This is a genomic window from Candidatus Solincola tengchongensis (assembly GCF_015711935.1).
GTDB lineage: Bacteria > Actinomycetota > Geothermincolia > Geothermincolales > RBG-13-55-18 > Solincola_A > Solincola_A tengchongensis.
Genome location: NZ_JACVJJ010000015.1, coordinates 25,516 through 51,010, shown reverse-complemented (window position 1 = coordinate 51,010; position 25,495 = coordinate 25,516). Strand labels below are relative to the sequence as shown.

Genomic DNA, 25,495 nt, shown 5'->3' with positions numbered 1-25,495 from the left:
TTGACACGGAGGTGTTTAGACATTGGGTCGTACCGGGCGGGAAAAGGAAGGTCGCCCAGGTCTGGGCCGGGTTCAGAAAACGGGGGGCGAACCCGATAAACCCCATGAAGACAGAAACGCGAGAAGGCGCAGAGGGGCAAGCGCAAGGCCTTCCTCCGGGAAGAGATTGTTTGCAGGGAGACCGGCCCGGCGGGTAATCTGAAAGCGCAAGGCCCAGCATATGATCCTCCGAGACGAGGCGTGCGGAGGAAAGCCGGCCGGTGAACTCGAATTCTCCGGAAAAGCGCTCCGGCGTGGGAAGTGGACGGCGAAGGCATGGAGCTGAAGGATTATATAAGCGTGCTGGTAAACCGGCGGTGGATACTCCTGGGTACCCTGGGGGTCATCGTGGCCGCCACCCTCATCTTCACCTTCCTGCAGGCTCCGGTCTATGAATCGCGGGTGGAGATACTCAGCGAGGTCAGCTCGGCCAGCGAATCGGTGCTGGGGAGTTTTTTCACCTCCGCCCTCTTCGACCCCGACCGCTACATCCAGACGCAGACGGAGATCATTAAAACGGACACCATGGCCCAGGCCGTGGAGGCCCACCTGCAGCTCCTTTACGAGCAGCGGGCGCGGGAGAGGGAGGCCGGTGAAGACGTCTATATCCCGGAAAAGACCCCCGCCTCCCTCGAGCTGGCCTCCATGGTCAAGGTGGAACCGGTGCAGCGTACGAACATATTCGATATCACCGTGCGGAGCAACAACCCCCAACTCTCACGGGACATAGCCCAGGCCTACGCCGAGGAATACATCGCCAGCCGCCAGCTGGCGGCCATCCGCCAGATAAGCGAGGCGCGCAAAGAGGTCTGGAACCGCATCCAGGAGGTGGAGGAGCAGATCCGGGAGGTGGCGGAGCGGGCCAAGCAGTACACCGCTGGGAACCTTCCCGCCGAGCTCCAGGCGGAGGCCCAGCGCGGGGTAAACCTATGGGCAGCTCTCTACGAGAAATACATGACCCTGCGCATAGCCGAGTCTCTGGAACAGCGGGGCCTGGAGATCATCCAGCCGGCGCAGTTGGGTACCCGGACGTCCCCCCGGCCGATGCGCAACGGCGTGCTGGCCTTCTTCCTCGGCCTCATACTGGGAACCGGCCTGGCCTTCCTTGTGGATTACCTCGACGATACTCTGCGCTCGCGGGAGGATTTCGAGGAACACTACGGACTGCCCATCATCGGGGAGATACCCATGGTGTCACCCGAGGACCTCCCTCCCCGCCACATCGTCTACCAGGAAAGGCCCCGCCACCCGGCGGTGGAGGGGTACAGGACCCTGCGCACCAACCTCGATTTCCTGGACCTCCAGGGGGAGCGCAAGGCCATCCTCTTCACTTCCGCCGAACCCGAGGAGGGCAAGTCCACGGTGATGGTCAACCTGGGCGCAGCCCTGGTGGAGACGGGCAAGAGGGTCGTCCTGGTGGAAGCGGACCTCAGAAAACCGGTCCTGGACAAGTACTTCGACGTTCACCCGGAGAGGGGGTTGAGCGGTGTCCTGGCGGGAGGCATACCCCTGGAGGAAGCCCTATGTGAGGTGGGAGGCCGCGGTCTGCTCGTCCTCCCCTCCGGAGTCAAGCCACCCAACCCCGGGGAGCTGACCACCTCCGGAGCCATGAAGGATATCGTCTCCAGGCTGCGTGGGGAGGCCGACTACGTCCTCCTGGATTCCCCGCCGGTGCTGGTGGCCTCCGAATCCATAGCCCTGGCCGCCATGTGCGACGGGGTGATCCTCGTGGCCCGTTACGGGAGATCCAACCGCAACAGTGCTCGCCGCGCCGTCGAGCTCCTGCGTAAGGTGAACGCTCACCTGCTCGGCTTGGTCATCACCGGCATCGCTCCCGCCACACGCTACGGCTACTACCGTTATTACTATTACCAGCCCTCTAAGGAATGAGGAGCTATGGGCTGACGCCACACTAGCCTCGCTACGAATCACCCCTTTCGCCGTAGTGCCGCCGGCTCACTTATCATGGAGCTTCGTCCATGGATAAGCAGGGCGACCTCACACCTGCAACAGTCGCTTCGGCCATAGCTAACGACCCCCCCGCCAAGCGGGGAGGTCCGCCGGCGGCGGAACAAATTGAGCCCACGGTCGCCACAACACCTCGTTCGCCCACTATACGTAGGCTTGAAAAACGTTGGCAGCCACATTAGATGAGGCCTAAAGCCGCGCCAGAACCTACTGATTGATTTACTTCGAGGGGGGGAACGCGGGGTTAGGGCCCCGAGAGGACCTCCAGGGCCTCCACGTCGATGAAGGTGAAGTTGGCCGAGGGATTGCGCCTCCCCGTGCATACCAGCTTTATGGTATGCGCCCCAGGTCCCAGACCGGAGGCCTCGAACACCCTCTGTTTTACGAGGGTCTCGGTGGCGAAGAGGTCCACCACCGCGCGCAGCTCGCCGTCCACATAGACCTCCATGATCCCGTAATTCCAGTGCCGGGTGGAGATGACCGCCACCCCGTCCCCGGCGAAGGTGTAAGCCAGGTAGCTCCCCGCATATGGGGTGACCATAAGGGTTCCCCCGGTCACCTCTGCGTACCTCTCGAGGTACCAGGTGCCCACGTAGCTCATCCCGTCCGCCGTGCAGTCCACTGCCTTGGGGGGGAGCCCGTCCGGGGCGGGCTGACCGCGAAAGGTCATGTCCTCCAACCGCACCGGCCTCGCCACGGGGACCAGGGCGTTTATGGATTTAGGCTCCGCCACGGGGGCCACGGGTTCGGACTTCCTCCCCTCCCTGCCGTTCTGGTCCACGGGAGCCACCGCATAGCTGTTGAACATGGTGCCGTCATCATCGTGGTAGACGGTATCGGACACGATGGCCGCGTTCACGCGTTCGCCGCTATCCCCCTCCCCGCTGTAGCGGTAGATGTTGTACCCGATGACTCTCATGTCCCCTTCCTCCCCCTCCCAGGCGACAGTGGCTCCCTTGTCCACGCTCACCCTTACCTCCCGCGGCGGCGGGAGGTCGGGGTTGAGTATCAGCGCGCGGTCATCTTCGGAAAAGTCCGTTCCGCTGTCCTTGCCCGTCTCCCCCAGACGCAGAAGATAGAGGGATGCAGAAGCGAGCAAAAGCCCTCCCAGAATTGTGAGAAGGAACTTTATCCAGCGAGGTTCAAGCCTGAGTCTCAAAACACCCCACCACGTTCCGTCCAAGCTCTACGATCGTGTCTTGCGAGCCGATTAACTTGTCCCAAGGCCGTAAGACGGCCTTTTAAATTATACCCCGAGGATGGCTGGGCCGCCCATGACGGGCGGCCCTTCTTGTGGGCTACGTTTTTGCGTCCTGCTCTTTTCCGAAAAACCTGCCTTCTCGTCCTTAACTTCCTCGTCCGCGCTACAGCACCTCGAATGCATCCACGTTCACGAAGTAGAGGTTCGTCTCCGGATTGCCGGTGCCCAGGACCTCTATGGTCAGGGTGTGCTCTCCGTATACCAGGCCCGGGACGTCCATCGTCACCGAGCCGAACACCGGGTCGTAGCTGTAGAGGTTCACGGTGGTGATGTACTCACCGTCGATGTACATGGCCGCCGAACCGCATGTCCAGTACATGGCCGAGATCACCTTCACCTGCCGCCCCGTGAACTTGAAGTGCAACCTGTCTCCCGCGCTACCGGCCACCAGTATCCTGCCCCCGGAGGCCTCGGGGTATGCCTCGGAGACCCACAAGCCCTCCACCATCACCCCTGCGGCGTACTCCTCGAAATAGGAGGGTGCGGCGGGTGACGCCTCGGCCACCGCGTACCCGGATTCCGTGCCGAAGACGTTGACCGCGGTCACGGCGTAGACGTTACCCGCAACTCCGGTGGGGTGATAGAAGTGATTTTCCGTTACCGGTTGAGCGGTCAGCTTTTGATAGACACCCCCGCTCATCATGTAGACCATGTAGCCGATCACGTCCGATTCCGGGTTGGGCAGCCAATCCAGGCACACCCCCGGATCGATGGCCGCCGCCGTGAGGCCCTGCGGCGTCTGGGGTGGCAGGTTCTGGTAGGTCACAACCTCCACAGTGTTGGAAGGCGCACTCTCCTCCCCGCTCTTGGAGACCGCGGTCACCCAGTAGACGTAAGTCTTTCCGAGCTCCAGACCGAAATCCTGGTACTGCTCCTTCTTGGTGCTGTCTATGGGGGCCGGATCCCCCACCAGTTCCTCGCCTGCCACCACCCGGTAGATCCGGAACTCGCGCAAGAACTTGGGATGGTTGTTGCCATTCCATTTGAGCAGCACATAGGGCTTCTGCTGGGGCACGAAGGTCCCGGCGAGGTCGGTCGGCGGGTTGACCCCCGTTTCCGGTATGGGGATCTTATCCGGTGGTATGGCCTTCTGCGCTTCGCCTCCATCCACCGGCTTGGATTCCGCGTCGCCTTCCGAGGGCTGCGTTTTCACGCCCTCCTTCACCTTCGGGGAAACTGCAAGAGCAGAAGTCCCTTCGGGTATCGTCACCTCGGGAATCCTGGCGACTTCCCTGCCCGTAAGGGTCACCTTGTCGGCTACCGGTGCCGCCACACCGCTGACCTGCTGCCCGCGGGCGGCCGCCACCGGAACGCCCTCCCTGGCCGCCGGCCCGGTGAAAGCAAGGGAAAGGGAGGCGATGACAAGCAGGGCCGTGAGCGTGGCCCCCGCAAGCTGGTGTTTCCGGTAACCTTTCATCTTGGCTCGCTTTCCCTCGGGGTTCATCTTTTTCTGACTGTCCCTTCCGTCGATTCTTTCTCCGTTCCTCGCTTCAGAGAACGGCGAATAGTTTCTGGGACTTTCAAAAAATCCGGCCATCGGAGCAATATGCCCGTCAGCGGTGTGCTTGGGAGGTTGAACGGGAACCCCTTTCCTCAAGCGAATAAACGGCCTTTTTATGTTCGTTCAGGCTGCCTCGCGCCGCCTTTCACAGCGACCATGACGTATAGGGTTCATACCGAACTCATGTGCCCGTTATGTCCAGATAAAAAGCCTTATGGATGGCGGAAGGAGGGAGATGGCCATTACGCTGCGGGGCCAGGTACGGCGGAAAGGGGGTTCCATATCCTGAACACATATACCCGTTATGTTCGTAAAGACGCTTTGGTGGGCATATCTTCGGAGGGAGAGCGGGTATTTCCCGGCAAGATCAGCGGCAGCGAGCGGCGCCGGGTATGAAGAGGAACAGGGAATAGCAATTGGGCCAGATGTTCTGGCATCCGCCGAGGAAGAACCGGTTGATGCGCAGAACGGTCATGTCCGGTTTACGGTACTCTTTCCTCTTTCCGGCCTGCTTTTTCATGTTCCAAGACCTCAGACAAGACTCCGGTCATGATGTGTGTCTGCCGGCACCGCTCATGGTTCCTGGTTATCGGTGCTCCGTCCTCAAGGTAGGAAAGTGCTCTGCATAATGGACAGATGCTCAAATGCGGGCAGTCCTCGCAAGAAGAGGGGATCTCCTCATCGCTTTTCCTTATCATCCGTAGCACCGAAGAGTTCTCCCATACCGCGGCGAAGCCTTCCTCCGCTACGTTACCTACCACAAGGGGAAAGGCCACGCAAGGATATACGTCACCGTAGGGGTTGACGGCGAAGACGGTGCTTCCGCAGCCGCAATGGCGCCGTCCGGAGGCATCCCCTCCGGGTAGGCCGACAAGGCACCCTTCCATGGCGGGGCCGAGGAAAGAAGGGTCACCCTGTTCCCCGCCGGTGAGAGCCCGCCATCGTGTTAGCCAATACCCGCATTCCAGGCGGTAGAAATCCTCCAGACCGCGATCGTCGAGGCGGAGCCCCGTGGGGGCCGGGTCCCCGTCATTGCGCGGGAATATCAGTGGAGAGAAGACCACCTCCGCCTTCAGGTCCTCAGCGAGGGCGGCCAGGTCATTCATCTCCGGGAGGTTGAAGTTGCCCACCGTCACCTTGAGGATCACGGGGACTCCCGCTTCCCTGAGGAGGTTCAGGGACCTGAGCGTCGCAGCGAAGGAGCCCGGAACGCGGGTCAGGAAATCGTGAGTCCCGGGTCGGGCCCCGTAAAGGCTCACGTCCACCCTCACATTGGGCAGGCCCCGAAGGATGCGTACCATCTTCCCGTCAACCAGCACGGCGTTGGTCTGCACAGTCACCGCGAAGTCGAGTTCCACCGCCCGCTCCAGGAGCTCCGGCAGGTCGGGGCGCAGCAGGGGCTCCCCGCCGGTGAAGGAAAGGTGGAGGCACCCCAACCTCGACAGCTCTTCCAGGAGCCGGTCCCAGGCACGGGTATCCAGTTCCGCATGGCGCGGCGGCAACTGGTAGCAGTGGCGGCACGAGAGGTTGCAGCGGTGAGTCAGTTCCAGGCTTCCCGAATAAGGCACCCGCGAACGGTAGAGCCTGTCCGCGAATTCCCGGTCTTCCCGCCGCAGGACTTCCGTCCCCTCTCCTTTCGGTGTCCGCATTTCGTATCCTCTCCCTTGCCGGCCGCTTTCCACCATCTTAGATGAATTCTTCGACGTACTCCATGACATCGTCCTGCAGCCCGGCGCTCAATCTGCATATCGGGACCGCGGCGCACAAACTTGAAAATACTTCCAACAGCTTGCTTTCCTCATCCGGCATCTCCAGACGGGGCGCCTCGGCAGCGAGAAGCGACACGGCTTCTGCCGGAGCGCACGCGGCAACGCCCTTCTCCTCCCCAGGCCGGAGGACGAAAACCGCCCTGAGGGGCACGCCTCCGTAGGACACCGGGCCCCCTTCCCGGCCGGGCCAAGGGGTCCCGTAGAGCAGGAAACCTTCCTCCGAAGGCGACACGGCCACCAGATCGTCGCCCAGCACCCGGTTCCTGGGAAACCTCCGGGCAAGGGTGGTCTTGCCGGAACGGGTATGGCCGGTGAAGGCCAAGCCCCAGCCCTTCAGCTCGATGCCCGCCGCGTGGAGCATGGTCCCCCCTGTTTCCAGGAGGAGGGCCTGCAGAAAAGCGCGCAGGAAGGCCTGCAGGGCCTCCCTCACCCCCTCCTCCTCCTGGTCCACGCGCCAGGCCGTCCCCAGGTCGGGAAGCCCGAGGCGAGCCTCGCCCCTTCCGGGATGCATCGTCCCCAGGACCTCGCCGCGCCCCGCGCGTTTCACCATGGCCAGTCCTCCGTCGGGAAGGGCCCTCAATCCGAACTGCGGCGGCGTAAAACGTCTCAGGGGGTCAGCCTGGGCTACCTCGTCCTCCGCCAGCTCCACCCACGCCTTGGGTACGCCGTCGTGGAGGAAAGCGGCCAAATCCGGGGAGAGAAGGGGGGAGGGGTCTCCCACCCGCGATCTTATCCGCACCGTGATTCCCGCTACCCGGAGGGTCGCCTCCCACTCAGACAACTTCCGCGACCCCCTTCTCCAGCAGCCGGGAGGCGAAGTCCATCACGTCCCGGAGCGCCTCCTCTTTCTCCACCTCGAACTCAAGGGTCATGGCCTCGGCGATCTCCTCCAGGCTCCTCTCACCGTCCAGCCTGGACCACAGGTAAGATGCGGTGGGGTTGAGATGGAGGACCTCGTCGCTCCGCACGTTCACCAGCACGGCTTCGTCCTCAATCATCCTCCAGGCGATCCCTTTCACCCTCCTCAGCTTCCATCCCGGCTCGAGCATTCCTCCGGGCGATCCAATCTCAACCATCTACCAGCTCCTGGTAACCCTTGGCTTCTCCGTACACCACACGATCCCCCACGCATACCCAGCAATGGCCGCCCATTCCTTCCCCCTCTTTCCTCGCTCCAAAGGCAATCCTGGCCGGATGGCCCTCATGCCTCAGGAGGGCGGCGACGATGAGGGAGCGCACCAGGCAGGAGGGCCTCCTTCCCAATTTCTCGGAGAGGGCGAACCATTTTCCGGCGCACTCCAGAACGGCGCGCTCCCCCGCCCCCGCTCTCCCGGTCTCGATCCTCTCCAGCCTGCGGAGCTCGGCGGTAGGGGAGATACATGCCCTCGCCAGGCGATACGCGGCGAGGCCATGAAGGCGCGCCTTATATGCGAGGCTAATTGCCTTATTTTTCCATGTAGTAAGCGCGAGCTGCTCTTTCATGCTCTAAGTATAGCGCAGCCCCCACCACCACACCTTGAGCCTCATCCCGGGGCGTTTCCCGGGATTCACAGGAAGCCGTCGGTCCCTCGGGATCCGGACGCGGAAAGGGGCGTTAAAAGGCGGCGGTCGTGTCCAGGGCACCCCAAGCGACCTCCGCTCTCGTTCGCGGTCCGCTCTCATTACGTCGGGCGGGAACGATCCCTATCTCGCGGGCTGCCGATTCTCGGGCTCCCTTACAACAGGCCCTTGGCCCTGTGCGCGCACGGTCACTCACCGCCTCGGAGGCCTTACGGCCGTATGTAATCAAGCATGACTTACGCTTCTGCTGCCGCCAAAACCGCATCCTCACAATGCGCGATCCAGGGGAGGAGTTTCAGCATCTTTCCGGCAGGTGCCGTTAGAGTCTCCGGCAGTGGTGTATAAGCCAGAAATCCTATGACAAAGAAAAACCGCCGTTCCGTCCTTTTCTCGAGGTATCCGCAGGAGAGATTGGAGACACGATGGCCTACAGGGACACCGTGAACCTTCCGGAACTGCTGTGCCGGAGACTGGAGGAGGTGGACGCGGACTTGCCGAGGGAGATGATTATGCCGACGGCGCAGGTGCTCATGGACGCCGAGGTGACCTCCATCTGTGGTGCGGAGTACCGGGAGTGAGCGGATGAACGCACAACTCGTGGAATGACCACGTCCGGAAGGCCGCTCCTATATGGGTATAATGCCACTCAAGGCTATATAATTCTGGGTGAGGCTTCGGATGTCCGCGGTTGGCCACGGCGCCCGGGAACGGAAGGTGGTCCTAGGTAGGTGTGCGTAACGCCCGTTCATAAGAAGGGGACGCCAGGCCCCTCACCGCGTGGGTATGGTCACGGCGGGGATCGGTGTACGGCGCAAGCCGTATTCGCCCCATGGAGCAGGGAGGGGTGCTCCCTCCCGTGTCTCAAGCGTCTCGCGTCCGGATCCGGCAACACCAAAGGGCCCCCGAGACCTTAGAGGCGGCGACCGCGGAGCGCGGAATGCCGCGGAGAGGCTCACCCAGGGCTCGACAGAGGTTACACCGGGAGTAAGCGGAATGACGAGTAAAGGGAGGTAAGATCATGGGTTACGAAATCGTGCGCGGTTTTCCGTCCACCTCGAACAACGACTACCAGCTGAACGTCCCCACCATCCTCAGGCATGCGGCGCGTTCCTACGGCGAGGTGGAGATCGCCTCCCGCAACCTGGACGGGAGCGTGTTCCGCTATGATTACCGGGGATGCTACCGGCGGGTTTGCCGCCTGGCCAACGCCCTGCGGAAACTGGGGGTCGGCCCTGGGGACCGTGTGGGGGTCCTGGATTTCAACACCCACCGTTTCGCGGAGCTCTTCTACGCCATCTCCGGACTGGGAGCGGTGCTTCTGCAGATCAATCCTCGGGTGTCCACGGAGGACCGAGCCTACATAATCAACCACAGCGGGGCCAGGCTGATATGCGTCTCCGATTTGCTCATTCCGCTCATCGAACCCATCTCCCAGCAACTGAACACGGTGGAGGGATACCTGGTCATAACCGACCGCGCGGCGGATTCCCTGCAGACCCAACTCCAACCCCTCTACGCCTACGAGGAGCTCCTCCAGGGCGAGGGGGAGGATATCCAATGGCCCATGGTGGACGAAAAGGCGGCCTGCTCCGCTTGCTACACCACCGGAACCACCGGTAAGCCCAAAGGTGTCTATGTCTCCCACCGCGCCCTTTACCTCCATACCCTGGCCGTGGCCATCAACCTCAACCTCACCCGGCACGACGTGATGATGCAGATAACCCCCATGTTCCACGTTCTGGGCTGGGGGGCATTCATCACCGCGCCCCTGGTGGGCGCCAAGCTGGTCTTCCCGGGCATGTACACCCTGGAGATGGCCAACGTGCTGGTGGACATGCTGCTCGCGGAGAAAGTCACCGTGACCTGCGGCGCGCCGGCCATCTTCATGCCCATGCTGGAATACATCCGCAAGATGGACCCCAAGCCCGACCTCAAGGGCTGCCGCATGGTCTCCGGAGCCAGCGAACCGCCCCTGGCCATGATGAAGGAGTACTGGGAGCTGGGCAAGGCGGACGTCATCCACGCCTACGGGGCCACGGAGACCACGCCCCTGGTTTCCATAAACTTCCTGAAGGACTCCCTGCAGGACCTCTCCGAGGAGGAGAGGTGGGACCTCAAGAGGAAGCAGGGCATCCCGGTGGTGGGCATTGACGTCAAGCTGGTGGACGAGGAGGGCAATGAGCTGCCCTTCGACGGCAAGTCCGTCGGAGAGCTGTACATAAGAGGGCCCTGGGTGACCTGTTCCTACCATGAGGACCCGCGCAGCGCGGAGGCCTTCACCGAGGACGGCTACTGGAAGAGCGGCGACGCGGCGGTCATCGACCCCAACTGCTACATCAAGATCGTCGACCGCTTCAAGGACCTGGTGAAGAGCGGCGGCGAGTGGATCTCCACCGTGGACCTGGAGAACGCCATCATGGCTCACCCCGCCGTCCTGGAGGCGGGGGTCATCGGGATACCCCATCCGGAATGGGAGGAGAGGCCTCTGGCCCTGGTGGTACTGCGGGAGGAACACAAGGGAAAGGTCTCCAAGGAGGACATCCTCGACTTCATAGCCCCCAAGTTCGCCAAGTGGCAGCTTCCCGACGAGATCCTCTTCGTGGAAGAGATTCCCAAGACCTCGGTGGGGAAGATCGCCAAGAGAGTGGCCAGGGAGCAGTTCGGGGATTTCTACATGAAGAAGTAGGGAGATCGGCGATCTCCGGCGGACGGGCACTCGCCTTCCGGACGGCCTCCGAACGGCACGGCTTTGACGACACCCAGGTTGCCGCATCCGGACCATACGCCGCGTCGTCTAGCCGGAGAACACCGCGACCCGCCAACGGGAAGGCACGAACGGTGCGCGGGGAGGTCGGCAGATGCGACTCTCTTCCAACGGTGCGGGGGCGAATCCTCGGGCAGGGGACGACTTCCCGGGAACGAACGGGCGGGAAACGGCTGTGTCTCCGCCGCCGGGTTTGCCCGACGAACCGGGCACGTAAAAGGTGTCGCATTGTTCAAGCGGGCGTTCCCGCGCCCGGGTCGATCCAGGAGACGACCTTGCCTTCCGGGAGCGACAAACAGGCCGAACGGGACGAGCTCTCGACGTGCGTCTCCGAGTACATGCCGTGCCGACCGACATGGAAGGCGAAGGGTCCCTGGAAACGGGGTGAGTAAGCCGGCCATGGCCCGCAATCCGGAGGGGCACCCGACCCGGAAGGCGCAGAGGTATTCCGGAGGTCTAGAAAGGTTGGAGCAAGAAACGATGCCCTTCCTTTCGGTGGGCACTTCCGGATCCAAAAATATCGGAGAGGCCTTTGCGGTAAAACATGGGTATCGAGTGTTTGCAGGCGATGATCGCTATACTCCGGTCCGAGGTGAAAGGCGCCACTCCGGGCACATGTAGGGAAGAACTTGGAGCAAGGTGAAGCACGGTTAAGTTGAGGTTCTCCATGTGAGTCGTTTGGGGTTCTCCCGCACGAACGATATAGGCGATGCCGACGGCTTTCTCCTGGCCGCCGTCTCCTACCGGTTCGGCGATGTTGGGGATGCCCGCAGCCTCTCCCGCCTCTCAAGCCGTCTGGGCCCGGGAGACGAGGAGAGGCTGAGCGGGCATGCCCGCTATCACGAGCTTCTTCCGCTACTCCACCTGGTGGCCGCGGACTGCGCCTCCCTCGGCCATGCCCTGGGCCTCCCATCCTCCACCTTGCGTCTCTGGGAGGAGGAATACCGGCGGGAAACGGTACGCTCCTCCTTGGTTATCCACGGCGCCAGAGCGGCGCTTACCGCCCTGTCCGAGTCCGGGATAAGGGCGATCCCTCTCAAAGGCGTCTACCTTTCCGCGCGCTACTACCGGAAGCCCGGCGCCAGGCCCTTCCGGGACTTCGACCTGCTGGTGAGGGAGGAAGACCTCCGCGGGCTGCACTCCGCCCTGTGCGGGGCCGGTTTCCGGCCCCTGGAGGGCAGGCCCACCTTCGTCCCCGCCCCCGCCTGTACCGTGTACTCCCTGGTCCTGGAGGATGGGATCACCGCTGTGGAGGTGGACGTGCACGTGGGCATGCACTGGCCGGCCGAATACGAGAGGCGCACGCGGTTCCGTGTGTCCGACATCTGGAGGGATGCGCGAGGGGAGAGTTGGGAAGGAATCCCCATCCTGGCCATGCGGCCCGAGCACCTTCTTATCGTCACCCTGCTGGACCTGGCCGTCAACCACCGCTATGCCCGCCTCATCAAGTTCCGGGATCTTCTGGAAATAATTGACAGGATGGATATAGACTGGGAGGAGGTCTCCCGATGCGCAAGGCGCTGGGAGGTGGCCAGCCAGGTGGGGCCGGGCCTGCTCTACCTCCGCCACCTGGAACCGGCGAACCGCGTCCCCGCCTCGGTGGTCGGGGAGCTCACCCCGGGGTACCTCGCGGGGAAGCTCTTCATCCGCTCCCTTCCCCCATGGAATCTCCCCGCTCACCGCTCACGTTCCTTTTCCCCCGCCAACTTTCTCTTTTTCCTGCTCGCCGACCGGCCCGGGGAGCGTCTCCGCGGCCTGGCATATATTCCCGGACACATCAGGCGAGGCCTCAGGCGCTTCTGACCCTCTTCGCCGACCCGCTCCTCATCCACGCCGGAAGGAGAACCTCCGCGGGATTCGGTCCCGTTCCCGGGCACCCCTTCTTGGGCTCAGGCGCATGGGCGACTTCAAGAGCGCAAGAACGGCGCGCAGAGCCGCATGTCGTTTCCTGCGCGAGGGCGTTGGATCTTGCTCCGCTTTCAGAGCACGGGGATGCCGATGGAGCAGTGGGAGCCCTGCTTGTTGTCCGCCGTCCACATGTACATGGCCCGCTCGGAGAGGATGCCCGCCTCGTCGAGTGACTCCACCACCGCGGCCAGGTCCTGGAACGGAGCCAGGTCGTTGGGATGCACGTTGAAGCGGCTCTGCGGAAGCATGACGAAGGTCTGCTGGGCCACCGGCCCCGAGGGCCCCAGGAGGGTGACCCTGACGGGGACCTCCGCATCGTTGGGGTTCTGGACCAGGATCCACTCGTCGAAACCGGGGCGGGTACAACCTTCCGGCAGGTACCACAACCTCTCGGCGCGGAAGGAACCGAGGGAATCGTGGGCTCCCCGCTTCCCGTCCGGGGTGTTCATGTACATGGCCCGCTCGGCCAGTATCCCCGCCCCGTCCAGGGAGACGACGGTCACCGAGACGTCGTTGCCGGGAACGACCTCGTTCACGTGCACCGTGGCTCGCGACTGAGGGTTCATGCCCATCTCGCGCACCGCACCTATTCCCGAGGGCGTCAAGAAGAGGACGCGCACCCAGGTGCCCGTCTCATTGGGGTTCATTATCAGCACCCACTCATCGAACCCGGGACGCGTGCATCCCTCAGGCAGATACCACTCCGGCGCGGGCGTGGAGGAGCCGATGGAGTCGTGGGCTCCCCGCTTCCCGTCCGGGGTGTTCATGTACATGGCCCTCTCGGCGAAGACCGGCAGAGGGACGCCGCCCTCCCGGGTGAGGCACTCCACGCGGGTGGAGAACTCCGTGGCCGGCACGTGATCGTTGGCGTGAACGGTGTAGCGGCTGCGGGGAGCCACCTTTGCCTCCAGCGACTTGGCTATCCCTCCCTGGGTGTGAAAGGAGACCTTCACCGTCACCTCCACGTCGTTCGGGTTCTGGACGAGCACCCACTGGTCGAAGCCGAAATAGGTGGCCCCTTCCGGCAGATACCACAGGTGGCTGGGGGTCATGATGCCTATGGAGTCGTGGGCTCCCCACTTGCCGTCCACCGTACCGTACATGTACATGGCCCTCTCGGCCATGATGTCCCCCCCGTCCATCGCGGTGACCATGGTGGAGACCTCTTGCCCCGGCGTCCAGTCGTTGACGTGGACGTTGATTCGTGAACCCGGCATCGCCGTGAAGAGGGGGCCCTCCACCTCTCCCTGAGCGGTCTGAAAGAGCACCCTGACCTGCACCCCTTCCTGGCTGGGATTCATGATCAGTATCCATTCGTCGAATCCCTGTCCCGTATACCCCTCCGGCAGGAACCAGGAATAGGTCTGGAACTCGTAGACCACGCAGTCCCCCGCCTCGTTGTACCAGGCCACGTTGTAGACCTCCATCCCGGAGACCTTGTACAGGCCGGTGAGGTCGTAAGAGAAGAAGCCTTGGGAATCGCTGGCCGTCTCCACGGTCACGGGTTGTCCGTAGATGTCCATGGTGATGCGGATCTCCCTACCGGGAGGCGCCTTACCCTTCACCAGGTCGGTGAAGGGGTCCGCGGATGCCGAGACATCCCCAACGGTCACGGAGCGTGACCCGCCCAGGTCGGCGCTCACCTTATCCCCGGGGAGTATGTCGTGGTCCAAGAACCAGGCGTCGAAAAACCCGAGCCGGGAAACTCCCACCGTGCGAGAGGCCGTGCCGGCCTCCACGGTGACCGTGGACCCGGGGAGGTAAAAGCCCATCACCTCGTCGTACTGCGGGTAGACAACCAGCGCGGGACCGGTCCGTGCCACCTCCATGACCGTGTTCCCCGCCGCGTCGCTGGAGAAGACATAGGCCACGTCCCCGTCCCGGATGTCCAGGCCGGTGAACGAGGCCTGGTAGGTGCCGCCGGTGGCGGCTGCTGTGCTTTTCGCCGCTCCGGGAGGCACGTCCTCGTAGTACAGTGAGGGGGTCTTTATGTACACATCGACCTGGTTCCCCGCCGCCGCGGTCCCGTACACCCGATCCTCCGCCGTATCGGCAACCGCGGTGAGCAAGCATTCCACCTCCACGGGCAGCCCTCCCGCCAGGTCGGTGACCCTCACGCGGTCTCCGGAGCTTATCTCCGTGCCCAGGGTCCCGAAATCCACGGAGAACCATCCTCCCGGGGTGGTGGTGGTCTCCAGGGTCCACGTCTGTGGTTCCCGGATGAGCTCCACCCGCACTCCGGAGCCGGGATGGGTGGTCTTGCCTTCCACGGTGTCCTGAGGAAGGGAGACCAGGAGTCCCGATTGCACCTCGGCGGCTAAAAACGGCCCCTCCCCTCGGCCGGTATCCGGCCACTCTCCATCAAAAACCTCACCTTCGCCGCCGCCCGGACGTCGGTATCCAGGTCCTTCCAGGCGTTTGTGGGCCGCCTGCGGACTGGATGGAAGCCTTCCCAACGGATCCACTGGGAAGTCGGGGGGGACCCCCTCGCGGGCAGCACTCCGGGTTCCGGCGGGAAGTACGACGAGCGTCAGGCACAGGGCCGCCGTCCAGGCCACCGCTGCCAGGCTACGCAGGTGACGCCCGGAGTTGGTGCAGGCCATGATGCGCATTCCCCTTCTTCTGGAAGTTCTTTCCATCTTCCTCGATTACCGTCCCCCTCTCCCCTTCTGCCGGGCGCCCGATTCCCTGACCTCTTTACGCGCTCTTCCCTCCACGGGCTCATCCCCCGCAAGGCCAGGCCCAGGGACTTTTGCGAAACTTCCTTCGCCGCCACGGCGGTACACGCTCTCCAAGGCCAGGCGGACCCGCATTCCCTCCCCCCGGCAAGCACTGCCTTCCTCTCTCCTCCGGATACCGTGAAGGAGAGTCGGCCCTGCTTCTCTCTCCCTGACACCTTGAAAGGGACCCGGTTCTCTCACGCCCCTTCGGGCACTTGCCGGGAGGGTCGGTAACACTTCTCCTCCTCCGGACGACGTCAAGGGGGGTTGGTGATAAAGGTGATGTGCCATATCCCGTAGTCGCGCCGGAGGCGCATCTCCGATGGGACCACCCTTCCCCCCACCCCAGCCACCACCCCGGTGAGCACCGACTCGTTCTCGGAAGGGCGGGAAACTGAGTACACGGCCAGGTAATCCAGCCTTCCTTCCGCCACCTTGGTCAGGAAGGGCTGCAGCTCGGCTATCTCCCGGGCCAGGTCCTCCTCGAAGCTGGAGGGGACCCGGTAATCGGTCCCTCCTCCCAGATCCCCCCTGAGCTGGTTCACCGCCGCTATCCTCCACATCCCGTCCTCGAACCTCATGACCATGGTCCCGTTGCTGGTCCCGCCGTCCGTGGTGGAGAGGGTGAAATAGACGTAGGAGGTGTTGGGGTCCCCCACCGGCCGCACGTCCGTGCTCACCACGTCCAGGCGGGTCACCCTTCCCTCGGCCACCGCGCGCAGGAAGTTCTGGTGTCTCTGGGTCTCGGTGACATATCTCTGCCCCGGTGAGGTGTAGGAGAAATCCTCGCCCGTGCGGCTGTCCGCCGACTGGGCTCCCTCCGCGGGAGCCTCTGCCGCATCCGCGCTTTCCGACGCGCTCGGGGAGACTTCCCCCTCCGGCGCCAGTGTCTCCTGGAGGCGCTCCTGAAAGCTCCCTTGGGACTCGGAGGAGGGCTCGGCTTCCGGGGTCTTATCCTCTTCCGCCAGCCTCCAGGAGGCCACCGCCGCGCCCCCCGCCAGCAGGGCGACCACCAGGACCAGAATCGCCGCTTTCTTCCACATCACCGCTCTCCACCCGGAAAAGGTGACTTCCCGCTCCCCGCCAATATAGCATGGCGAGCGGGATTTTCTTATGACCATTATCGGCTGGTCCCGTCAGGGGCTGAAACGTAGCATGGGAGGAGCGTGAAGCGATGCAAGCTCCAATACGCCCATTGCCGCTCTCATATGGGTGAACCGAAAACCGCCCTTTGGCATGGCCTCCTGCGGATCGCCCGTCGTCCACGTACGGTCCTTCAGAGGGCTTTTTCCTCCGAGAGCTCCATCATGCGCCTCATCTCCCGCTCCAGGAGCGGGGGGAGTCCCTCTATCTTCACGTTCAGGAAGCCGCGGACGATGGTGGAGACGGCCTCCTCCTCGCTCAACCCCCGGGCCATGAGGTATTCCACTTCCTCCTGGGCGATCTTCCCCACCGCGGCCTCATGGGACATGTCCACGTCCTCCGCCCTGCCCTCCAGTTCGGGAACGGCGTGAATCACCCCCCGCTCGTCGAGGATGAGGCCCCGGCACTCCAGGTGGGCCCTCACGCCTCCCACCTCCCCGCGGATGTGTCCCCTCGCCGCTATGTAACCTCCCTTGGTGATGGCCCTGGACACGATCTCCGCGCTGCAGCGGGGAGCGCTCAGGATGACCCGGGAGCCCACGTCCATCTCGCTCCCCGGCTGAGCCACCAGGATGGAGTGGAAGCGGGCCGTCGCCCCCTCTCCCACCAGCCTCGCCGTGGGATAGAGCTGCAGTGAGCGGACGGGCTCCATGACCACGTAATTGGACATGAAGAGCCCGCCTTCCTCCACCACTATCCCGCTGCGGGGCCGGACGTCCATGCCCTCCGCCCAGTTATGCACCATGGTGAAGGTTATCCTGGCGCCCTTCTTCACGTAGAACTCCGAGACGCCCAGGTGCAGCCCGGCCTGGATGCGGTGCTCGCTGGCGCACCCGGTGATGATGTGCAGCTCCGAGCCCTCCTCGGCGATGATGATGTTGTGCACCCTCTGCACGAAGCGGGGCTCCCGGATGTACAGGCAGGCCTGCAGGGGATAGATGGTCCGCGATCCGGGGAGGGCGCGCATGAAGTAGCCCTCATAGGGCCCCATCTCCACCGCCGCCGTGTACTTGTCGGAGTCCACGGCCACGGCCTTCCAGTAATAGCCCCAAAGCCAGTCATATTTTTCCAGGGCTTCCCGGGTACTCAGTATCTCCAGCCCCTTCTCCAGGGCCTTGCGATGCACCACCGAGCCGTCTATCTGCACGAAGGAACCCGACCGCTGGCGGCCGCCCTTCACTACCCCGGCTCGCGCCAGTTCCTCCTCGCCGAGCTCCTCAAGCTGCTCCAGGGAATCTACGTAGGAACGTTCGGGGGCCTCGTCGATGTAGGCCGCGAGGTCGAGGTCGCTCCCGTAGGGAGCGGGTTTGTCCGCCGCCGCCCTGGCCCTCTCCTCGATCTCCCTCAACGTGTGCATCGCGCGCACTCCTCGAACCCGTAGCGCCGTATCCCTTCCAGCTGTTCCCTCGGGTTGCCGGAACAGACGATGGCCCCGTCGCAGAGCACGTGCCCCACGTCAGCCTCCACGTAATCCAGGATGTACCCGGTATGGGTAATGATCAGGCCGCAGCGGGTGCGGCGGCGGCGGAGGTCCTTCTGCAGCAGCTTGCGTATGGCCCTGCCCACCAGCTGAAGGTTCTCCATGTCCACCCCGGATTCCGGCTCGTCCAGGAGCACGACCCGGGGGTCCTGGGCCAGGAGCTGCAGGAGCTCGGAGCGCTTTATCTCCCCTCCGGAGAAGCCGTGGTTCACGTCGCGGGAGAGGAAATCGCCCAGGTTGAGGTCCGCCGCCAGCCCCTCCACGTCCACGCTGTCCCGCGAACAGAGGGCCACTATCTGGGCCAGCGAAACCCCCCTGACCGTGGGCGGCCGCTGGAACATGATGCCGATCCCCCGCCTGGCCCTCTCGTTTGGCGGTAAGCCGGTTATGTCCTCCTCTCCCAGGAATATCCTGCCCCGGGTCACCCGATAGCGGGGGAAACCCATGACCGCCATGAGCAGGGTGGTCTTGCCCGAGCCGTTAGGCCCGAAGAGCACGTGGGTCTCGCCGCATTTGATCTCCAGGTTGACCCCGTGAAGGATCCGCCTTCCCTCCACCTCCACGTGAAGGTCCTCCACCCTGAGGACGGTCTCCTTATCCTCCCTTGCCTCCTCCAAGTCGCCACCTCCCAATCCAAGACGCATGGTGTCCATTGTGTGGAGGCTCCCGAGTCTTCCTCCAGGTCTTTGCCGCGACACCTGCTGCCCGTATTCCCCGATCCCTCTTCGTCCCTCACACTCGGCTCGAAAGTGCCTTCGTCACCATTTTACTCCCGGCGCACAAGCGCCTGAGAAATCCCTTCCGCCACCGGAGAGACCCTGCCCATGCACCCCGACGTCTCCGCTCTTCAAGGGGTGGCTCAAGAAATCGCCGCCGCTTCCCTAGAGCCACCGAGGAAAAGGCTCCCATTCGGAGGCTTGAAACACCCAACCGGGGCTCCCCTCTTCGTCTAGAAGGGAAAATCCCATCTCCCTCAACACTGAACCACGAGGAGAGTCGGGCCTTCATGAATCGGAAGGAACGCGGGGATACGACCTGGATAACGATCTCGCTTCCAGGAATACCCACTGGGCACACGGTGCACGTCCCGCCCTACCGGCGCGGCTGCATTGAGCGCCACCCGCCCTCCTTGCCTCTCCCCGGATCACGGGAAAGGCCCGTGAAAACCGGACCGGGGCGGGTTCAGCCCCCGCTACCCGTGGCCTTCATCCCGGCCTTGAGAAGCTCCTGGACGTGCTTCTGCACCTGGGGGAACTGCGGGTGGTTGTTGCAGGTCAGGAAGGGGCAATCCCGGCATTCCCCCCGCGGAAACAGGTTACACAAGATAACCTCTCCCTCCCTCGGCCGCCTTCTATCCCAACATTCCACGCCGCGAACCGCATTCCTTCCCGCGCCGCGAACCCCGTGCCTACGCGGTCCGACATCATGCGGAATGCGCCCTCGCGAAACCCTGGCCTGCGGAAGCGTTCCGCATCCCCCTTTCTTCCCCAATCCTCCGTGCCTTTTTCCACGCCTTCTTGCCCGCATTAAGAGGATAATCGGTGGGGGTGACATCGGTGCTGCCCTTCTTACCCCGGAAAAGGAACGCCGACATGACCCCCTGAGGCCCGGAACGGATGCCGCTGGAGAGTGTGTCATCAATGGCAACCCCGCTCCTACCGCCGCTCAACCCTGTGAGCACCGCACCACTATCGCTTCCTCTCCGGTCGATCGGTTCCCGGACGCAACCGGATAACGGGAAAGCCCGGCAGTGGAGAGCTGCCGGGCTTCGTTGATCCCCCGCGATCCACGGCTCGATGAGGGCCTCTTTCCTTCCCCTCAATCCTGGATGCCGGCCAGGAACTTGGCGATTTGCTTCTTCTCCTCGATGTTATAGGTCCCCAGGATGGCGATGTCCTCCATGATCGGCGAACCGCCCCCGTGCACCCCGGCGTACTGCATGACCCCGGCCATGGAGGAGCAGGAGAGGTCGCTTATCCAGGCGAAGCACTTGTAGATGTTCTCCGGGCTCACGCCGTCCTTGCGGGCCAGGTATTTCTTGACCAGCTCCCCCACCTCCGGGCTGGCGAACTCCTCGCTGTAGGGGAGGGTGGCCGGGAGCCCGCCCGCCACCTCGGCCAGGATGTCGTATTCGTGGTAGAGGTTCACTCCGGCGTGTTTGCGGGCCACGTTGCAGAACACCACATCCGGTATCTGGGTCCCGGAGGGGGCCTTGGAGGACTTCACCGCCGCCGCGATGCCGCACCCGTAGACCAGCTCGGCCACGCTGATGAGCTCGGCCAGGTTGTGGCGCACGTGGGGCTCGCGCTCAATGCCGTTGTATTCGGCCACCAGCGCCGTGGTTCCCATGATGACGTCGGACATGGCCGGCTTGCAGCCGGTGTAGGAATGGCGGTGGTAGAGGGCGAAGAGCAGGGCCAGCTGCCCGCCGAACTCCGTCTCCCCGCATAAAAATACCCTTTCCCAGGGCACGAAGACGTCGTCGAAGATGGTCAGGGACTCGATCTCCCCCTTGCCTGAGAGGGGTGAGGCCACCTCCGGCACGCGGTCGCGGTAGCGCGCCCCACGGCACACCAGCTTGACCCCCGGCCAGTCCCCGGGAACGGCGAAGGCCACCGCCCAAGGCCCCTCCTCGGGGGTCAGGAAGCGGGTAGGGATGGCGATTATCTCGTGGGCCAGGGGGGCGAAGGAGTTATGGGCCTTGGCGCCCCGCACCACGATGCCGTCCTTCCTCTTCTCGATGACCCGCAGGTAGAGGTCGGGGTCGGTCTGCTCGTGGGGGCGGCGCTTGCGGTGCCCCTTGACGTCCGACTGGGCGCAGCAACCCACTATGTCGTTGGCCTGCCAGTATTTCAGGTATTCCAGCCACCGCTGGTGGTACTCCGTGCCGTGCACCTGATCGCACTGGTAGGTGATCACCGATAGGGCGTTCATAGCGTCAATGCCCATGCAGCGGGCGATGCACCCGCCCACCATGCGCGCCGCCACCCGGGTCATCTCCTGCTTGGCCAGGAGGTCCTGCTCGTTCTGGTGGATGTGGCAGAAGCGGTTGATGGTCTCCCCGGTGAGGTGAGACTTGGCGGTCGTCAGGTGCTGCAGTTCCTTGTTATGCGCCAGCTCGCATGTCAGCTCGAGGATCTCCGTGCCCGGGAGGTTCTCCCGGCCCAAGACTTCCCCGCTCATATAGATGTTCGGCCTCATGGACTTCAGGCTCTCCCGATATTCGGCCCCGGTACGGATCATCTTCATCCCCTCCCAAGTCGTGGTTTGCCGATTGCCTTTTCAATATAGACCAACTATAATAATCATGTCAATTTCATAATTAATATTTAAATTGGGGTTAATCAATGGGGAATGATTTTAAAAGCCGCGATAAATTCACAACCATCATAGACGCTGCCCTCAAGGTCTTCGGCGAAAAGGGCTATTATAACGCCACCATCTCCGAGATCGCCCGCGCCGCCGGCGTCTCCGAGGCCACCATCTACGAGTACTTCGGGAGCAAGGAGGACCTCCTCTTCGCCATTCCCGGCGAGATAACCCGGCAGGCGGTGGACTTCCTGGAGGGTATGGCACCCTTCATCAGGGGAGCGGCCAACAAGATCCGGGCCATCGTCTACGGCTATTACCGGCTGTACAAGGAAAACCCCTATTATTCTTCCCTGGTGCTCCTGAACCTCAAACACAACCGCAAGTTCATGGATGCCGAGGGCTATCAGGCGGTGAAGAAAGCCGCCGCCATCCTCCTGGAGGCCATCAAGGAGGGGATGGAGTCCGGCGAATTCCGTAAGGACATCGACCCTTACCTGGTGCGCTCCATCCTCCTGGGGACCATCGAGCATATCTTCTTCCGCTGGCACCTCAAGGAAAGGAGGGAGGAACTCCCTGATTTCGTGGACCCTCTCATGGAAATCCTTACCAGAGGAATCGGAAAGCCCCCCGAGCCCCGGACCTATCAGATAAACATCTCCATTCCCTCCGAAGGCGCCTCCGGAACGCCGCCGGCGGGCTGAAGCCCAGGCCGCGGAGCCTGCGCTACACCCAGAGGACCCGACGGGGGAAGATGCAGTCCAAAAGTGCTTCCTTCTCCGGGCCGGGAATCCACCCGGATACTCATGCCCAGCATCTCGGCGGTCAGGCGTACGATGTACAGACCGAGCCCTATGCCCTCCTTGTGTTTGTCCGTCTCCTCCAGACGGGTGAAGGGCTCGAACATCCCCTCCACCACCTCCGGCGGTATCCCCTCGCCGTGATCTTTCACCGTTATCCACGTCCCACCCTTTCCGCTTCCCCCACTCAATACCACCGGGGTACCGGGTTCGCTGTAGCGCAGGGCGTTCTCCAAAAGATGCCTCAGGCACAGCAACAATAGGCGGCGATCGACGTAGATTTCCTTGTCGCCCTCCTCGAGCATTACGCGCACGCGGCTTTCCCCCCTCTCCTCCAGACTGCGCACGGCATCCTCGAAGATGTCCGAAAGCGCATGTCGCGCGGGAGAGGGGCTCACTTTTCCGCTTTTCAAGAGCGAAACGATGTAAAACTCGTCCACCAGCCTCACCAGGCGGCGGCAGGCCTGCAGCATGTAGTCAAGGAAATCCTTTTTCTCCTCGTCTTTCAGGTCGTCGAACCTCTCCGCCAAGAAACCGGCGAACCCCTGGAGAACGGTCAGAGGTGTGCGGAACTCGTGAGAAGTGAGATTGATGATGTCCGTCTTGAAGCGATCCGATTCCTCCAGCAGGTCTCTGGCCCGGGTGAGCTCCTCCACCTTGGAGATCAGCCTGAAGGAGAGCAGGTAATGTTCGACGAACAGGCCTATCCTTCTTGCAAAATCTTCCAAGAACTTCAAATCCAGAGGGTCCAAAGCCAGTCGGTTGGGTTTCTCTCCCACCAGAAGCGTCCCCTGGACGCCGCCCGGACCCCATAAGGGAATGGCGGCCACCATCCCTGTCGAGGCCAGTTCCGCCCTCGCCGCCCGCTCCCTGGAATCCTCCGTTGCGGAGCCCCTGTCCTCGAAGAGGATGGTCTCCTCGCGCAGCCCGTAAAGCGGTGAGTTGTCCCGGGCGACCTCCACGAAACCCTTTGGGCCGTCACCTTCCCAGCGGGCTCCCATGAGCCACGTCCCTCTCCCCTCGGTCACGGTATCGGGGACAACGGCCGTCAGCTCTCGAAGCCCAAGCCTCCTGCAGACCAACACCGCGGCCTCCGCCACACCCCGGCGGACGTCCTCCTGTTGCATGATTGTCTCCGAGGAACGGTGCAGAAGCTCCACCTCGTCATAAAGCCCGGCGAAGAAAAGGCGGGAGGCCAGGCGCCCAGACCAGCGCAGGACCGCCGGGGTGAGGGTCACGGCCAGGGCCAGGATGGAGGCCGACAATGCCGCATATACTCGTGAGTCGTACCTCCAGAGGGAACTGAAGGCCAAGTATAAGGAAAGGAGCGGCAAGCCGAAGATGAGGATGGCCACGAGGTAGGTGAAGGAGTAGCGAACCGCTAGGCGCACGTCCAATAGCCTATGTTTGAGGAGTGCATATGCGGTGCATCCCAGGGGCAGGACGGACAGATAATAGGCGTAGATGGTGGTGACGTCCCTCTCCATGAGGCCCGGGAGCACCAGCGCCAGGAGGATGGCCAGAGGTATATAGACCCCGAAGCCGGCCAGGATGTAGGTGACGCGGGCGCGGTCGGTCCCCCGGCTGCGGCGGCGCTTCATCTCCAGACAGAGGAGGGCCCCACCTCCCAGAACCGCTTCCGTAAACACGAAGACCGCGTACAGAGGACCGTTCTTCTGAGTGTAGACGCCGGCATGATATGTAGCTCTACGCAGGGTGAGGCCGGTGAGGTTGAGAAGGGCCAGGGACAGGATGGCCGCCGCCATAATCCGTATGGTTCTTTTTTCCGGCCGGCCGTCCCTCAGAAAACCCAAGGCGAAAAGGAATAGGAAACCGGTGGCCAGCACCACCAGGAAATAGCATATCCGGTACATCCTGGTGACGAAATAGGGACTGGGGTCCACCAGAAGAAGGTGACAGAAGGAACAGGCGATCCACGCGCCGAAGAAAAGGAACGCCGTCGCCAGCGTTCGGTTGAGGAAAGCATCCGGGCGGGCCCGGTAAACGGTAAGGGAAAGGAAAAGGCTGAAGGTGGAGGCAAGGACCGCGAACACGATCTCCACCATCTCATCTACCCCTACGCACTTCGGCGGCCTTGAACCCTCCCCGCTCGGGGACGCTCAAAGGCCCGGGGCCATGAGTAATGGGCACCCATTCCCTTTAAGGTCACTCCTGTTTCCGCTCTATTCCCCTGCAACCTTAAATGAAAGTCTTTGGCTTCCTTGCCGAAGGATGGCCGAGGCTCGATTCTTCTCAAGTTCCAAGGATGTTTCCCGCAAAGACCCGTTTTTCGCCATAAAAGAGTTGGTATGTGCTCCGGGAAGGCGCAGGGGGAAGGTGCGAAGAATATTATTCAGGACGAGGCGGTCAAACCGGAGGGTGACCCTCTCCGGCGGAGTTCATCCGTGCTCGCGAGAAGGCCGGCGGCAATGCTCGAGGCACGCCGCGTGGCGTGGGGGTAAAGGCGGCGAGGGGCAAGGGGTATCCACCGTCGTGCTGCCACGGGCTGGAAGAACCGGCTAGCGGCTGGGGAGGTCGAGGAGCGCCGGAGGATAAAGAGGTCGGAGGTGCGCCCCTTGAAAAGGACTAAAAGGGCAGCGGGCGGTCCCACCCGTCGTCAGGCACTCCATCCCCTTTTTGCCCCGCGCTGCCGGCTCGGTAAAAGCGACACGCGGTACCGCGGATTCTGGAACCTTCTACCAGTCGCGGGCCTGATACTCCTTGCATCAAGCTTGCCCTGCCTGGGCCAGGATGTGGTCTCCGTCACCCCCACCCACGTATCTCTGAGCCTTGCCCCGGGCGAGGCGGCTTCCGTGAAGGTGAGCGTGATCAACCAGGGGAGCAACCGACTTCTTCTGCAGCCCAGCGTACTGGAGGTCTTGTCCGGAGAGGGGGATTCGACGGTTCTGAAGAGGAGTGAGCGGTGCCTCTGGGTGGAGCCGGAAAGCGATGAGCTCTCCCTGGAGCCGAATTCCAGGGGAGATTTTTCCTTCCGTGTCCAACCCCCTCCCGCCTCTCCAACGGGCGGCTACCGCTTCGCCCTGGCCTTCATCCCCAAACAGGAAAAACCCGGGGGCATAGCCTTCACCGGCGGCCTGGCGGTGCTCCTCGAACTCGAGGTCCTACCGCCTCCCCCCGCTCCAGGAGGTCCGATATTCCCGTACGTTTTGCTCGCCACCTGTTCGGCGCTCGTCCTCGCCACGGCCATCCTCGTCATATGGAGGATAAAGAGGAGGGCAAAAGGGACGGTGGGGTGAGGAGATGAAGTCATTC

The 25,495-nt window shown here is 63.0% G+C and carries 20 protein-coding genes; 6 read left to right on the top strand and 14 right to left on the bottom strand.

The features are described from left to right. The first annotated feature begins 300 nt into the window (after positions 1-300). The gene (locus tag H7007_RS00635) at positions 301-1,929 is read left to right on the top strand and encodes a polysaccharide biosynthesis tyrosine autokinase (protein WP_287152550.1); all 1,629 of its coding nucleotides are present in this window, start codon (positions 301-303) and stop codon (positions 1,927-1,929) included. Between the two features lie 322 nt (positions 1,930-2,251). On the opposite strand, the gene H7007_RS00630 is transcribed toward H7007_RS00635, so the two are convergent. The 7 genes from H7007_RS00630 to H7007_RS00600 all read right to left on the bottom strand — a co-directional run bounded on the left by H7007_RS00630 (position 2,252) and on the right by H7007_RS00600 (position 8,020). Then, on the bottom strand, positions 2,252-3,166 hold the full coding sequence (locus H7007_RS00630) for a rhamnogalacturonan endolyase family protein (protein WP_287152549.1): 915 nt from the start codon (positions 3,164-3,166) through the stop codon (positions 2,252-2,254). A gap of 205 nt (positions 3,167-3,371) precedes the next feature. Then, on the bottom strand, positions 3,372-4,685 hold the full coding sequence (locus H7007_RS00625; protein ID WP_287152548.1) for a fibronectin type III domain-containing protein: 1,314 nt from the start codon (positions 4,683-4,685) through the stop codon (positions 3,372-3,374). A gap of 451 nt (positions 4,686-5,136) precedes the next feature. Then, positions 5,137-5,289: a hypothetical protein gene (locus H7007_RS00620; RefSeq protein ID WP_287152547.1), complete on the bottom strand. Its 153-nt coding sequence runs from the start codon at positions 5,287-5,289 to the stop codon at positions 5,137-5,139. Beyond that, the gene (locus H7007_RS00615; RefSeq protein ID WP_287152546.1) at positions 5,252-6,418 is read right to left on the bottom strand and encodes a radical SAM/SPASM domain-containing protein; all 1,167 of its coding nucleotides are present in this window, start codon (positions 6,416-6,418) and stop codon (positions 5,252-5,254) included. The genes H7007_RS00620 and H7007_RS00615 overlap by 38 nt, the downstream gene beginning before the upstream one ends. 37 nt (positions 6,419-6,455) lie before the next feature. Then, a complete protein-coding gene (locus H7007_RS00610; protein WP_287152545.1) occupies positions 6,456-7,319 on the bottom strand; it encodes a hypothetical protein in 864 nt (287 codons plus the stop codon). After that, positions 7,312-7,614, bottom strand: a complete 303-nt coding sequence (locus H7007_RS00605) for a PqqD family protein (RefSeq protein WP_287152544.1) — start codon at positions 7,612-7,614, stop codon at positions 7,312-7,314. The genes H7007_RS00610 and H7007_RS00605 overlap by 8 nt, the downstream gene beginning before the upstream one ends. Next, positions 7,607-8,020 (bottom strand): lasso peptide biosynthesis B2 protein, encoded by a 414-nt coding sequence (locus tag H7007_RS00600; protein ID WP_287152543.1) that lies wholly within the window; start codon positions 8,018-8,020, stop codon positions 7,607-7,609. Before H7007_RS00600 ends, H7007_RS00605 begins: the two co-directional genes overlap by 8 nt. A 500-nt stretch (positions 8,021-8,520) precedes the next feature. On the opposite strand from H7007_RS00600, the gene H7007_RS00595 reads away from it, so the two are divergent. The 3 genes from H7007_RS00595 to H7007_RS00585 all read left to right on the top strand — a co-directional run bounded on the left by H7007_RS00595 (position 8,521) and on the right by H7007_RS00585 (position 12,665). Then, a complete protein-coding gene (locus H7007_RS00595; RefSeq protein WP_287152542.1) occupies positions 8,521-8,676 on the top strand; it encodes a hypothetical protein in 156 nt (51 codons plus the stop codon). Positions 8,677-9,116: 440 nt separating this feature from the next. Then, the gene (locus tag H7007_RS00590) at positions 9,117-10,784 is read left to right on the top strand and encodes a long-chain fatty acid--CoA ligase (RefSeq protein ID WP_287152541.1); all 1,668 of its coding nucleotides are present in this window, start codon (positions 9,117-9,119) and stop codon (positions 10,782-10,784) included. Between the two features lie 747 nt (positions 10,785-11,531). Next, positions 11,532-12,665: a nucleotidyltransferase family protein gene (locus tag H7007_RS00585; RefSeq protein WP_287152540.1), complete on the top strand. Its 1,134-nt coding sequence runs from the start codon at positions 11,532-11,534 to the stop codon at positions 12,663-12,665. Positions 12,666-12,841: 176 nt separating this feature from the next. On the opposite strand, the gene H7007_RS00580 is transcribed toward H7007_RS00585, so the two are convergent. The 6 genes from H7007_RS00580 to H7007_RS00555 all read right to left on the bottom strand — a co-directional run bounded on the left by H7007_RS00580 (position 12,842) and on the right by H7007_RS00555 (position 21,362). Continuing rightward, the gene (locus tag H7007_RS00580; protein ID WP_287152539.1) at positions 12,842-15,409 is read right to left on the bottom strand and encodes a hypothetical protein; all 2,568 of its coding nucleotides are present in this window, start codon (positions 15,407-15,409) and stop codon (positions 12,842-12,844) included. 338 nt (positions 15,410-15,747) lie between these two features. Then, entirely contained in the window at positions 15,748-16,533 is a 786-nt protein-coding gene (locus H7007_RS00575; RefSeq protein WP_287152538.1) for a hypothetical protein, read from the bottom strand. A gap of 233 nt (positions 16,534-16,766) precedes the next feature. Beyond that, the gene (locus H7007_RS00570) at positions 16,767-17,990 is read right to left on the bottom strand and encodes a SufB/SufD family protein (protein ID WP_287152537.1); all 1,224 of its coding nucleotides are present in this window, start codon (positions 17,988-17,990) and stop codon (positions 16,767-16,769) included. Continuing rightward, positions 17,978-18,730, bottom strand: coding sequence for an ABC transporter ATP-binding protein (locus H7007_RS00565; RefSeq protein WP_287152536.1), 753 nt, complete (start codon positions 18,728-18,730; stop codon positions 17,978-17,980). The genes H7007_RS00570 and H7007_RS00565 overlap by 13 nt, the downstream gene beginning before the upstream one ends. A gap of 565 nt (positions 18,731-19,295) precedes the next feature. After that, positions 19,296-19,436 carry a hypothetical protein gene (locus tag H7007_RS00560; protein WP_287152535.1) on the bottom strand — a complete coding sequence of 47 codons (141 nt, stop codon included), beginning with the start codon at positions 19,434-19,436 and terminating at the stop codon, positions 19,296-19,298. Positions 19,437-19,931: 495 nt separating this feature from the next. Continuing rightward, positions 19,932-21,362 (bottom strand): 4-hydroxyphenylacetate 3-hydroxylase family protein, encoded by a 1,431-nt coding sequence (locus H7007_RS00555; RefSeq protein WP_287152534.1) that lies wholly within the window; start codon positions 21,360-21,362, stop codon positions 19,932-19,934. A gap of 98 nt (positions 21,363-21,460) precedes the next feature. On the opposite strand from H7007_RS00555, the gene H7007_RS00550 reads away from it, so the two are divergent. Then, complete coding sequence (locus H7007_RS00550; RefSeq protein ID WP_287152533.1) at positions 21,461-22,126, top strand: TetR/AcrR family transcriptional regulator; 666 nt, start codon at positions 21,461-21,463, stop codon at positions 22,124-22,126. On the opposite strand, the gene H7007_RS00545 is transcribed toward H7007_RS00550, so the two are convergent. Next, positions 22,069-24,288, bottom strand: coding sequence for a sensor histidine kinase (locus tag H7007_RS00545; protein ID WP_287152532.1), 2,220 nt, complete (start codon positions 24,286-24,288; stop codon positions 22,069-22,071). The genes H7007_RS00550 and H7007_RS00545 overlap by 58 nt on opposite strands. A 747-nt stretch (positions 24,289-25,035) precedes the next feature. On the opposite strand from H7007_RS00545, the gene H7007_RS00540 reads away from it, so the two are divergent. Then, positions 25,036-25,479, top strand: a complete 444-nt coding sequence (locus H7007_RS00540) for a hypothetical protein (protein WP_287152531.1) — start codon at positions 25,036-25,038, stop codon at positions 25,477-25,479. Positions 25,480-25,495: the final 16 nt, after the last annotated feature.

Bases quoted from the DNA above. Each gene is read 5' to 3' on its own strand.
- H7007_RS00625 (WP_287152548.1), bottom strand. From the start codon at position 4,685: ATGAAAGGTTACCGGAAACACCAGCTTGCGGGGGCCACGCTCACGGCC.
- H7007_RS00620 (WP_287152547.1), bottom strand. From the start codon at position 5,289: ATGAAAAAGCAGGCCGGAAAGAGGAAAGAGTACCGTAAACCGGACATG.
- H7007_RS00615 (WP_287152546.1), bottom strand. From the start codon at position 6,418: ATGCGGACACCGAAAGGAGAGGGGACGGAAGTCCTGCGGCGGGAAGAC.
- H7007_RS00605 (WP_287152544.1), bottom strand. From the start codon at position 7,614: ATGGTTGAGATTGGATCGCCCGGAGGAATGCTCGAGCCGGGATGGAAG.
- H7007_RS00600 (WP_287152543.1), bottom strand. From the start codon at position 8,020: ATGAAAGAGCAGCTCGCGCTTACTACATGGAAAAATAAGGCAATTAGC.
- H7007_RS00595 (WP_287152542.1), top strand. From the start codon at position 8,521: ATGGCCTACAGGGACACCGTGAACCTTCCGGAACTGCTGTGCCGGAGA.
- H7007_RS00590 (WP_287152541.1), top strand. From the start codon at position 9,117: ATGGGTTACGAAATCGTGCGCGGTTTTCCGTCCACCTCGAACAACGAC.
- H7007_RS00580 (WP_287152539.1), bottom strand. From the start codon at position 15,409: ATGGAAAGAACTTCCAGAAGAAGGGGAATGCGCATCATGGCCTGCACC.
- H7007_RS00575 (WP_287152538.1), bottom strand. From the start codon at position 16,533: ATGTGGAAGAAAGCGGCGATTCTGGTCCTGGTGGTCGCCCTGCTGGCG.
- H7007_RS00570 (WP_287152537.1), bottom strand. From the start codon at position 17,990: ATGCACACGTTGAGGGAGATCGAGGAGAGGGCCAGGGCGGCGGCGGAC.
- H7007_RS00555 (WP_287152534.1), bottom strand. From the start codon at position 21,362: ATGAAGATGATCCGTACCGGGGCCGAATATCGGGAGAGCCTGAAGTCC.
- H7007_RS00550 (WP_287152533.1), top strand. From the start codon at position 21,461: ATGGGGAATGATTTTAAAAGCCGCGATAAATTCACAACCATCATAGAC.
- H7007_RS00545 (WP_287152532.1), bottom strand. From the start codon at position 24,288: ATGGTGGAGATCGTGTTCGCGGTCCTTGCCTCCACCTTCAGCCTTTTC.